9 protein-coding genes and 1 pseudogene are annotated in these 9,858 nt (G+C 72.6%); 3 read left to right on the forward strand and 7 right to left on the reverse strand.

Going from position 1 to position 9,858, the window contains the following annotated elements:
• The 4 genes from GTW43_RS32135 to GTW43_RS32150 all read right to left on the reverse strand — a co-directional run.
• A partial coding sequence (locus GTW43_RS32135; RefSeq protein WP_161305494.1) for a hypothetical protein occupies positions 1 to 255 on the reverse strand: 255 nt, incomplete at its 3' end.
• 240 nt (positions 256 to 495) lie between these two features.
• A complete protein-coding gene (locus GTW43_RS32140; protein WP_161305501.1) occupies positions 496 to 1,578 on the reverse strand; it encodes a HAMP domain-containing sensor histidine kinase in 1,083 nt (360 codons plus the stop codon).
• A gap of 41 nt (positions 1,579 to 1,619) precedes the next feature.
• On the reverse strand, positions 1,620 to 2,357 hold the full coding sequence (locus GTW43_RS32145; protein ID WP_161305495.1) for a response regulator transcription factor: 738 nt from the start codon (positions 2,355 to 2,357) through the stop codon (positions 1,620 to 1,622).
• Positions 2,358 to 2,451: 94 nt separating this feature from the next.
• Positions 2,452 to 3,138, reverse strand: coding sequence for a spermidine synthase (locus GTW43_RS32150; protein ID WP_161305496.1), 687 nt, complete (start codon positions 3,136 to 3,138; stop codon positions 2,452 to 2,454).
• A gap of 203 nt (positions 3,139 to 3,341) precedes the next feature.
• On the opposite strand from GTW43_RS32150, the gene GTW43_RS32155 reads away from it, so the two are divergent.
• The gene (locus tag GTW43_RS32155) at positions 3,342 to 4,040 is read left to right on the forward strand and encodes a rhomboid-like protein (protein ID WP_161305502.1); all 699 of its coding nucleotides are present in this window, start codon (positions 3,342 to 3,344) and stop codon (positions 4,038 to 4,040) included.
• Here GTW43_RS32155 and GTW43_RS32160 read toward each other — a convergent pair.
• Together GTW43_RS32160 and GTW43_RS32165 are read right to left on the reverse strand one after the other, a co-directional pair.
• A complete protein-coding gene (locus GTW43_RS32160; RefSeq protein WP_161305497.1) occupies positions 3,967 to 5,061 on the reverse strand; it encodes a DUF3626 domain-containing protein in 1,095 nt (364 codons plus the stop codon). The two genes, GTW43_RS32155 and GTW43_RS32160, sit on opposite strands and share 74 nt — an antisense overlap.
• Before the next feature lie 53 nt (positions 5,062 to 5,114).
• Positions 5,115 to 5,771: a GNAT family N-acetyltransferase gene (locus GTW43_RS32165; protein WP_161305498.1), complete on the reverse strand. Its 657-nt coding sequence runs from the start codon at positions 5,769 to 5,771 to the stop codon at positions 5,115 to 5,117.
• A 176-nt stretch (positions 5,772 to 5,947) separates the two neighbouring features.
• On the opposite strand from GTW43_RS32165, the gene lon reads away from it, so the two are divergent.
• The gene (lon, locus tag GTW43_RS32170) at positions 5,948 to 8,359 is read left to right on the forward strand and encodes an endopeptidase La (protein WP_161305499.1); all 2,412 of its coding nucleotides are present in this window, start codon (positions 5,948 to 5,950) and stop codon (positions 8,357 to 8,359) included.
• Between the two features lie 97 nt (positions 8,360 to 8,456).
• On the opposite strand, the gene GTW43_RS32175 is transcribed toward lon, so the two are convergent.
• Complete coding sequence (locus GTW43_RS32175) at positions 8,457 to 9,284, reverse strand: lysozyme (protein WP_161305500.1); 828 nt, start codon at positions 9,282 to 9,284, stop codon at positions 8,457 to 8,459.
• Between the two features lie 306 nt (positions 9,285 to 9,590).
• Between GTW43_RS32175 and GTW43_RS32180 the strand changes: the two are divergent.
• Positions 9,591 to 9,858 (forward strand): annotated as a pseudogene (locus tag GTW43_RS32180) (MarR family transcriptional regulator); the annotation flags it as partial.

Below are 9,858 nucleotides of genomic sequence, written 5' to 3' on the forward strand. Positions count from 1 at the left end.
AGGCGCGGCGGCGGCCGGGGCGGGCTTCGCGGCCGGCTCGGTCGGCGCAGCCCCCGCGGCTGCGGCACCGGGCTTGTAGTCGGCGAAGAAGTCCCACCAGGCTCGGTCTACCGAATTCGGGTCCTGGAGGTACTGCTGATAGATCTCGTCGACGAGCCACTCATTGGGGCCGAAGGCCGCAGCAGGGTCCTTGCCCTGCCCGCCTTGGTCGGTCTCGGTGGAGATGCTCGAGTTACTGGGGGACTGTGGCGACACGGCGTGAACCGCCCTCTTCCGCTTCTCACAAGGTGATGGACAGCGGGAATAAAGGCTACGCCCCCAACCCCGGGACGTGCAGACCGGGCCGGGCATCCGTCGCGTAAGTCACACCGGAAGTCGTGTTTCGGGCCGGGAAATGGCGGGAAACAACCGGGGTTTGCGTACGCTCGGACCCGCGCCCGGCGCGTTCGGGTACGCCTCGGCGCGGCTTGACCTCCGCCTGACCGAAACCCTACGTCAACTTTGCGGACGCGGCTCTCCCGGAAGAGTGACCTTGATCCGGCAGCCCCGGTCCGATTCGGCCACGAAGATCCGGCCGCCGTGCAGGTCCACGGCCCAGCGGGCGATGGCCAGACCGAGGCCCGTGCCGCCGTCGCCCTTGCCCTGGCTGTCGCCCGCGTCACCGCGGTTGAAGCGCTCGAAGACCCGGTGCCACTCGGACTCCGGGATGCCGGGCCCCTCGTCGAGGACCTCCAGGTCCAGGGACTCCGGGTAGGGGCCGCGGCGGGCGAGCACCGTGACACGGCCGTGCGGCGGGGAGTGCTTGACCGCGTTGTCGATGAGATTCGCCACGACCTGGTGGATGCGCTCCGGGTCCGCGTGCCCGGTCAGCTCCGGCGGCGACACGTCCAGGTGCAGATGCACGTCGGTCCGGGTGTGGGTGCCCGATCCGGAGGCGATGCCCGCGCGCTGCGACACCGCCATGTTGGCCTCTTTCAGGACGCCCGACAGGTACGGCCAGACCTCGAAGCGGCGGGCCTTGAGCGGGACCACGCCGTTGTCCAGGCGGGACAGGTCGAGGAGCGTCTCCACGAGCCGGCCGAGCCGTTCCGTCTGCTTGAGCGCGGTGCGCATCGTCTCGGGGTCGGCGGACATGACGCCGTCCACCACGTTCTCCAGGACCGCGCGCAGTCCCGCGATGGGGGTGCGCAGCTCGTGCGAGACGTTGGCCACGAGCTCCTTGCGCTGCTGGTCCTGCGCGGCCAGCTCGTCGGCCATGCGGTTGATGGTCACCGCGAGGTCGCCCAGCTCGTCGCGGCGGTCGGCGCCCCGCACCCGCCGGGTGTAGTCCCCGTGGGAGACCGACCGGGCCACCGTGTTCATCTCGTCCAGCGGCGCGGTCAGCGAGTGCGCCACGAACTGGGTGATGAGCAGCGTCGCGATGATCGAGAACACGGTGATGAAGCGCAGCTCCGTCGCCGTGTACATCGCCACCATCAGCAGACCGGTGGTGATGAAGACGGAGACGACGACGAGCGTGCCGAGCTTCGCCTTGATCGAGAACGGCCGCAGTCCGCCGGACGTCCAGCCCGGGTTCAGCGGCCGGTGGCCCCGCTCCTGCGGTGACCGGTCCCCGGCGCTCACGGTGTCGGCGTCTCCAGGGCGTAGCCCACGCCGTGCACCGTGCGGATGCGCTCCGCACCGATCTTCCGGCGCAGCGCCTTGATGTGGCTGTCGACGGTGCGGGTGCCCGAGGCGTCCGCCCAGTCCCACACCTCGGCGAGCAGCTGCTCCCGGGAGAGGACCGCGCGCGGCGTGTTCGCCAGGCAGACCAGCAGGTCGAACTCGGTGGGGGTCAGGTGCACGTCCTCGCTCCTGACCCGCACCCGGCGCTGCGCGTGGTCGATCTCCAGCTCGCCGAGCCGGAGGATCCCGCTGCGCGGCGTCGCGGCGGCCAGCGCGGCCCGCTCCATGCGACGCAGCAGGACGTGCACGCGGGCCGCGAGCTCGCGCATGGAGAACGGCTTGGTCATGTAGTCGTCGGCGCCCACGCCGAGCCCGACGAGCATGTCCGTCTCGTCGTCGCGCGCCGTGAGCATCAGGACCGGGACCGGTCGCTGTGCCTGCACGCGGCGGCAGACCTCGAGCCCGTCGAAGCCGGGCAGCATGATGTCGAGGATCAGCAGGTCGGGCTGCCAGGCCTCGGCCGTGTCGACCGCCGACGGGCCGTCCTGTGCGGTTTGCACGAGGAATCCCTCGGCCCGCAGCCGGGCGGCGATGGCGTCCACGATCGTGGGATCGTCCTCCACCACGAGGACCCGTCGCTGGGCACCCGGGGTCGCCGTGCTGCCACTGTGGGAGGTGTGTGTCTGCTCCATCGCCCCGCCCCTGAATGCGCGCCGTCCTGACGCGCTTGACGCTTGAATGATCTGGGTTGCGGACGCCAGCGTACGGGGAGTTACCGCCGGTCGGCTACGCGCCCCGTACTGCGAGGTGCACCACGTCGGGTACGCCTCGGACAACGGGGATCTCTTCGGTGCGGACCCCCTGGAATCCGGCATTCCGCAAGGTTCCTTCGAAAATCCCGGACGGCTGGGCGGACCACACGGCCAGCACTCCGCCGGGGTTCAGCCGGTCTTTGCAGGCGGACAGACCGGCAGTTGAGTACAGCCCCCCGTTGTCGTCGGTGACCGTCCAGTCCGGTCCGTTGTCGATGTCGAGACACAGGGCGTCGTAGCGCTCCGTGGCGTTGCGCACATGCGCCACGAGGTCGGCCTCGACGAGCGCCGTACGCGGATCGGCGACCGCCGCGGCGGACAGGTCGCGCAGCGGGCCCGCACGGTGCCAGCCGATGATCGCCGGCTCCCGCTCGACGACGGTGATCCGCCCCCAGTACGGATCGGCGGCCGCGTGCGCCAGCGAGAACCCGACCCCGAGCCCGCCGATCAGCACGCTCGGCCGCTCGCGCCCCGGGCCCAGGGCGTCGCGCGCGGCGTCCACGAGCAGCCGCTCGGAGCGCCCGTCGGAGGTGTCCATGAGGAACGTGCCGTTGGCGATGATCTGCAACAGGTCGCCGTGCCGACGCAGGACCACCTCGCCGAAAGGGCCTTCGCGGCGGTCCAGGACGACGGGCGGGCCGGGGGAGGACGGGGTCGTCATGCGGGCCATTGTCCCGGACCGTGCCCCGCGGCCGTGGCCCGTCTCACTCTGCGGATCGGGCGGGCACCGCGGGCGGGGCCGGGCGAAGAGCGCCTAGGGTGTCGGGTGGATCGGTGACGAAAGGGGTGTTCCGCGTGGAGCCACACGTGCGCACCGGCGCCGGCCCGGTGACAGTCCACCCGCCGCGGCCGGTGCTGAACGGGATTCCCGCGCAGCCCGGCGCCCCCGCGCGCGAATGCGTCCCGTCCGCCCGGCGCCGGCTGCGGCCCTGGCGGCTGCTGCCCACCCCGGCCGGGACGCCGTTCACCTTCGGGTACGCCTGTCTGCTCCTGGCCACGTCGCTGTTCATGGAGTTCGGGGACCCGCACACGGTCGCGGCCGCGCTGCGCGGGTCCAGCACGGATGTCGCGCACCTGTCCGAGCATCCCGTCCGGGTCCTGCTCGCGAGCGCGCTGTGGATCGCCGGCGGGCTCACGTCGCCGTTCGTGATCGCCTTCGTCGTGGTGCTGACCGCCCTGGAGCGCCGGATCGGCGGGCTGCGCACCGCCGGTGTCTTCCTGCTCGGCCACGTCGTCGCGACACTCGCCACCGAGGTCCCGGTCGGCCTGTCCGTCATGGCCGGGCACCTGCCGCACAGCTCCCTGCACCGGCTCGACTACGGCGTCAGCTTCGGCGTCGCCGCGAGCATCGGCGCCCTCGCCGGGCTGCTCCCGCGCCTTCCCCGCGTGCTCGTCCTCGGCGGGTTCGGCGCGATGCTCGTCCAGGACCTGCTGACCTTCGAGGACCCGATGACCGGCTGGGGGCACCTGCTGGCGCTCGCGATCGGCGTCACGACCTGGCCGCTGGTCCGCCGTCGCCGCCGCTCCGCCCGAACCGCACGAGGCAGTGCCACACCTGCTTGACGTACTGGAGCACCTCCTCCGGTGACCCGTACGCCGACCAGGCCCCCGGCTCCGTGACCGCCGAGGCGGCGGCGCGCCCCACGCACGCCGCGTCGATCAGACCCCCGGCGCCGAAGCTCTCCCGCACCCGCGCGGCGAGAGGCACCAGCCCCGGACCGCGGAACGCGGCGAGCTCCTCGTCCGAGACCTCCGGGCCCAGCACGAAGCCGGTGTGCCACTCCACCGGCAGCCCGAGCCCGCCGAGCAGTTCGCCGGCCTCGGTGCCGCGGAAGGACGGGTCGAGGACGAGTGCCTCCGCGTCGACGGCCAGGTCCACCTCCCCGTGCACCTGCGCCTCCACGTAGAAGTCCAGGGAGCGGCCGGGGCCGCGCGCGGGTCGCGGACCGGTGAGCGCCCCGATCTCCGCCACCGGGTCCGCGCCCCGGACGCCGAGCGACTGCCCGCTCGCCCGGGCGTCCTCCAGGAGTGCGGCGAGCACGGAGTGCAGGGCGTCGGCGGTGCCCACGTCGGCGGGGCCGACATGGCTGTCGCCGAAGCAGAACGTCGCCCGCGCGGTCGCCTCGGGGCGCAGCCGCACATGGCACGAGCCGAACCGGGGCGCGGCCCCGTCCGGATGCCGCATGACGTCGAGCGCCCCGTACTTGGGCCGCTCGGCGGCGCCCGCGTCGGCGTAGGCCCCGCCGAACAGGGTGTGCTCCCAGCCGTCGCGCAGCCCGCCGGGGTGCGCGGTGCGGCTCCCGTTGGACAGGCCCGTCTCGTACTGGCCCCGGTAGCGGCCGTCCGCGGCGATCCCGGCGGCGACCGTGGTGCGGCCGTCGGCGAGGAGGCGATCCGGGTGGAAGTTCAGCGTCACGCGCGCGTGGCCGCGCAGCGCCGCGATGAGCGCCTCGGCGGCGTCGGGGGTGACGCCCTGCCGGGCGAGCCGGTCGAGGGCGGCGCCGTGGGCGGCACGGGCGGTGGTGCGCAGCCGGTGCAGTGCGGCGTCCTGGGCAGGGGTCAGGCGGGTCGCGGGGGCCGTCATGGCTGTGCATTCTCGGCCCCGGCGACGGGGGCCCGCAAAGGGTTTGCGGCCGGTCAGGCGGCTGCGCCGCGGTACCGCGCGTTGGTCAGCGGGGCGACCGTGCGCCAGCCGACGGCCTCGTAGAGGAGACGGCCCTCGGGGGTGCAGGCCAGGACCGCGCGGGTCGCCCCCTGCGCGTGCGCCGCGGCCTGGAGCTGCCCCATGACGACGCGGCCGAGGCCCTTGCGGCGGTGCTCCTGCGACGTCTCGATCTGGTCGACGACCGCACTCGCGCCGGTCGGGGCGACCTGGCCGCGCGCAGCGAACGCCCCGTCGGCATCGGAGAGCAGTACGCGCGTGACGCCGCCGCGCGTCCACGTGCGCAGCGTGTACCCGTCGGGTGCGGCCGGGGCGACGGCCGGGCCGAGAGAGGTCGTCATCAGGTGGTCGCCCGAGCCGTACGGCTCCCACTCCGGGCCGAGCCAGGGCAGCACCCGGTCGAGGTCGGCGAAGACCTTGAGGTGGATGTTCGCCCCGCGGGTCGACTCGGCGGCCTTGCGGACATCGGCCTCGCGGACGTCGTCGCCGGTGGCCCCGATGACGTGCCGCCCGACGTGGTGCGGCAGGCCGACGTGGACGGTGTACCCCCAGGGTTCGACGAGCGGGGCAGAGGCCCCGCGCGAGACGACCCAGCCGTCGACCCATTCCCGTACCCGCGCGTCGGCCGCCATGCCGCCCTCCCGAACGTCAGACAAACGTAAGTGTCACTCTTGCGATGCACACCTTACGAACCTCTCGCCGGACCCCGACAGGGGCGATCGCTCACAGCGAACAGGCTCCGGGGAACATTCGGCGGCGCTCGTGCATTGAGTCGACATAGCTCAACTTGACTGCCAAAGGGGAGATCATGGCTTCGACGTCCACACCGCTCACCCTGCCCGTGCTGCCGCTCGACGACGAGGTCGTGCTGCCCGGCATGGTGGTGCCGCTGGACCTGAACGACACCGACGTACGCGCCGCGGTGGAGGCCGCACAGGCCGCCGCGCGGTCCAGTGGGGACAGCAAGCCGAAGGTGCTGCTTGTTCCGCGGATCGACGGCACGTACGCGAACACCGGCGTGCTCGGCACCGTCGAGCAGGTGGGACGCCTCGCCGACGGCGACCCCGGCGCGCTCATCCGTGGCCGTGGCCGCGTGCGCATCGGCGCGGGGACGAACGGCCCGGGCGCCGCCCTGTGGGTCGAGGGGCTCACTCTCGAGGAGACGCTGCCCGACCCCCTGCCCGGCTCCGTGACCGAGCTGGTCACCGAGTACAAGGCGCTCGCCACGAACTGGCTGAAGAAGCGCGGCGCCTGGCAGGTCGTGGACCGCGTCCAGCAGATCGACGACGTGTCCGCACTCGCCGACAACTCGGGATACTCGCCGTTCCTCAGCACCGACCAGAAGGTCGAGCTCCTGGAGACGGCCGACCCGGTCGCCCGTCTGAAGCTCGCCACGGCCCAGCTGCGCGAGCACCTCGCCGAGCAGGACGTCGCCGAGACGATCGCCAAGGACGTTCAGGAGGGCGTCGACAAGCAGCAGCGCGAGTTCCTGCTGCGCCGCCAGCTCGACGCCGTGCGCAAGGAGCTGCGCGACCTGAACGGCGAGCAGGAGGGCGAGGAGTCCGACGACTACCGGGCCCGCGTCGAGGCCGCCGACCTGCCCGAGCACGTGCGGACGGCCGCCCTCAAGGAGGTCGACAAGCTGGAGCGGTCCAGCGACCAGTCCCCGGAGGGCTCCTGGATCCGCACCTGGCTCGACACCGTCCTCGAACTGCCGTGGAACGAGCGCACGGAGGACGCCTACGACATCCAGGGCGCCCGCTCCGTCCTCGACGCCGAGCACTTCGGGCTCGACGACGTGAAGGAGCGCATCACCGAGTACCTGGCCGTGCGCAAGCGGCGCGCGGACCGCGGGCTCGGCGTCGTCGGCGGACGGCGCGGCGGCGCGGTGCTCGCGCTCGTCGGCCCGCCCGGCGTCGGCAAGACCTCGCTCGGCGAGTCCGTCGCGCACGCGATGGGCCGCAAGTTCGTCCGCGTCGCGCTCGGCGGCGTCCGTGACGAGGCGGAGATCCGCGGCCACCGGCGGACGTACGTCGGCGCGCTGCCCGGGCGCATCGTGCGGGCGGTCAAGGAGGCGGGTTCCATGAACCCGGTCGTCCTGCTCGACGAGATCGACAAGGTCGGCTCCGACTTCCGCGGCGACCCGGCCGCGGCGCTGCTCGAAGTCCTCGACCCGGCGCAGAACCACACGTTCCGCGACCACTACCTGGAGGTCGAACTCGACCTGTCCGACGTCGTGTTCCTGGCGACGGCGAACGTCCTGGAGGCCATCCCGGAGGCGCTGCTCGACCGCATGGAGCTGGTCCGCCTCGACGGCTACACCGAGGACGAGAAGGTCGTCATCGCCCGCGACCACCTGGTGCCCCGCCAGCTGGACCGCGCGGGTCTCGCCGAGGACGAGGTCGTGATCGGCGAGGACGCGCTGCGCAAGCTGGCCGGCGAGTACACCCGCGAGGCCGGCGTGCGCAATCTGGAGCGCGCGGTCACCCGGGTGCTCCGCAAGGTCGCGGCCCAGCACGAACTCGGCGAGCGCGAGCTGCCGTTCACCGTCGGTGAGGACGACCTGCGGGCGCTCGTCGGGCGTCCCCACCACGTGCCCGAGTCCGCGCAGGACCCGGCCGAGCGGCGCACCGCGGTGCCCGGTGTCGCGACCGGCCTCGCGGTGACCGGTGCGGGCGGTGACGTGCTCTTCGTGGAGGCGTCGCTGGCCGACCCGGAGACCGGTGCGGCCGGACTGACCCTGACCGGTCAGCTCGGTGACGTCATGAAGGAGTCCGCGCAGATCGCGCTCTCCTTCCTGCGCTCGCACGGCGCGGAGCTGGAGCTGCCCGTCGCGGACCTCAAGGAGCGCGGCGTGCACATCCACTTCCCGGCGGGCGCGGTGCCCAAGGACGGGCCGAGCGCGGGTGTCACCATGACGACCGCCCTCGCCTCGCTCCTGAGCGGCCGGCAGGTGCGCACGGACGTGGCGATGACCGGCGAGGTCTCGCTGACCGGCCGGGTCCTGCCCATCGGCGGCGTCAAGCAGAAGCTGCTCGCCGCACACCGGGCGGGGATCACGACCGTGATCATCCCGAAGCGCAACGAGCCGGACCTGGACGACGTCCCGGCCGAGGTCCTGGACAAGCTGGACGTCCACCCGGTCACGGACGTCCGCCAGGTGCTCGAACTGGCCCTGGCGCCCGCTTCGGCGGACCTGGAGGTCCCGGTCGCGGCGTGACCCGCCGCGCCGCCACCGAAGGCCCGGCCCCCGCGCGGGGGTCCGGGCCTTCGGGCCGTTCAGGGGTGCGGGTGCCGGGCCGCGCCCGGCCGCGGACTCAGCCGTTGGCCAGGGCCTGGACCCGGTCGAGCGCGCCGTTGAACTTGTTGTGGTCGCCGACCGTCGGGCCGGACGAGGTGTACTGCCACATCGTGTAGAAGCCCCAGCCGGCCGGCAGCGTGCCCACGCTGGAGGCGTAACGGGCCACCCACAGCGGGTTGGTGGAGCCGAAGGCGGCGGAGTTGCCGGTGCACTGGGTCCACCAGCTGGTCGCCGTGTAGATGACGGGGTCACGGCCGGTGCGGGCCTTGTACTGGTTCGTGAAGCTCTTGATCCAGCTCACCATGGCGCTCTGCGAGAGGCCGTAGCACGCGTCGCCGTACGGGTTCCACTCGATGTCGAGGGCGCCCGGGAGGGTCTTGCCGTCCTTGGACCAGCCGCCGCCGTGGTCCACGAAGTAGTTGGCCTGGGTGGCGCCGCTCGTCGTGTCCGGGGTCGCGAAGTGGTACGAGCCGCGGATCATGCCGACGTTGTAGGAGCCGTTGTACTGCTGCGCGAAGTAGGGGTTCGTGTAGTACGTGCCCTCGGTGGCCTTGACGTAGGCCCACTTCACGCCGCTGTTCCACAGCGTCGACCAGGCGACGTTGCCCTGGTGGCCGCTGACGTCGACGCCCTCGGTCTGGACGGCGCGGTCCACGGGCGGCCGGCCGGTGTCGCCGTCGTGCGCGGCGACGCCCATGCCCATGAACGCCTCACCGCGCTGGGGGACGTCGGCGGCGTGGGCCGCACTCGGCAGGGTGAACAGGAGGGAGAGCGCTGCGAGAAGGGTTCCGACCGCGCCGAAGCGGGTCCGGCGCCGGGTCGTCGCGGGTCTGTGCACGGGCATGTGAGTGCCTCCGTAGGCCTCGTGGGGGATCAGCGGTACTGATCAGGGACCTGTGCTGTGCCGTTCGGTGCCGCGGGTGCTGTCCTCTTGCTGACCTGTCGACATGTCGGTGCCGTGATGATGGTGTGGACATGCCATGCAGCACGCTACGCACGTAGACCCGGACGAGGGAAGAGGGCCTGGAGGGTGCCGTTGGTCTACTCCTGCGAAATACTGGCGGAGCTGCGAAGACGGCGCGGATCGGCGACAACTTTCAGAGACTTTCAGAACAGGGAACCCGGGGAACCACAGTCCATGGCTGCTGACGTGAACGAAGACGGGAACGGCGGGCGTCGGGGCGCCGAACGCGACAGGGCGGCCGGTGCGACGCCGGGTGAACCGCCCGCCGGGGTGGACCACGAGTTCCTCGCCCTGGAGCGGGAGTTGACCTACTTCCTGCGCCGCGCCCGGTCCAGCTCCGGCGAGATGGCCCGCGAGGTCCACCCCGACCTCGAGCCCGCCGCGTACGGACTCCTCGCCCGGCTCGAGGAGTGCGGCGCCCAGCGCGCCACCGACCTCGCCGGGTACATCGGCA

Origin of the sequence: Streptomyces sp. SID5785 (assembly GCF_009870065.1) — a bacterium.
Classification (GTDB): Bacteria; Actinomycetota; Actinomycetes; order Streptomycetales; family Streptomycetaceae; genus Streptomyces.

Coding starts and splice junctions, on each gene's coding strand:
- GTW43_RS32145 (WP_161305495.1), bottom strand. CDS start 2,357: ATGGAGCAGACACACACCTCCCACAGTGGCAGCACGGCGACCCCGGGT.
- GTW43_RS32150 (WP_161305496.1), bottom strand. CDS start 3,138: ATGACGACCCCGTCCTCCCCCGGCCCGCCCGTCGTCCTGGACCGCCGC.
- GTW43_RS32160 (WP_161305497.1), bottom strand. CDS start 5,061: ATGACGGCCCCCGCGACCCGCCTGACCCCTGCCCAGGACGCCGCACTG.
- GTW43_RS32165 (WP_161305498.1), bottom strand. CDS start 5,771: ATGGCGGCCGACGCGCGGGTACGGGAATGGGTCGACGGCTGGGTCGTC.
- lon (WP_161305499.1), top strand. CDS start 5,948: ATGGCTTCGACGTCCACACCGCTCACCCTGCCCGTGCTGCCGCTCGAC.
- GTW43_RS32175 (WP_161305500.1), bottom strand. CDS start 9,284: ATGCCCGTGCACAGACCCGCGACGACCCGGCGCCGGACCCGCTTCGGC.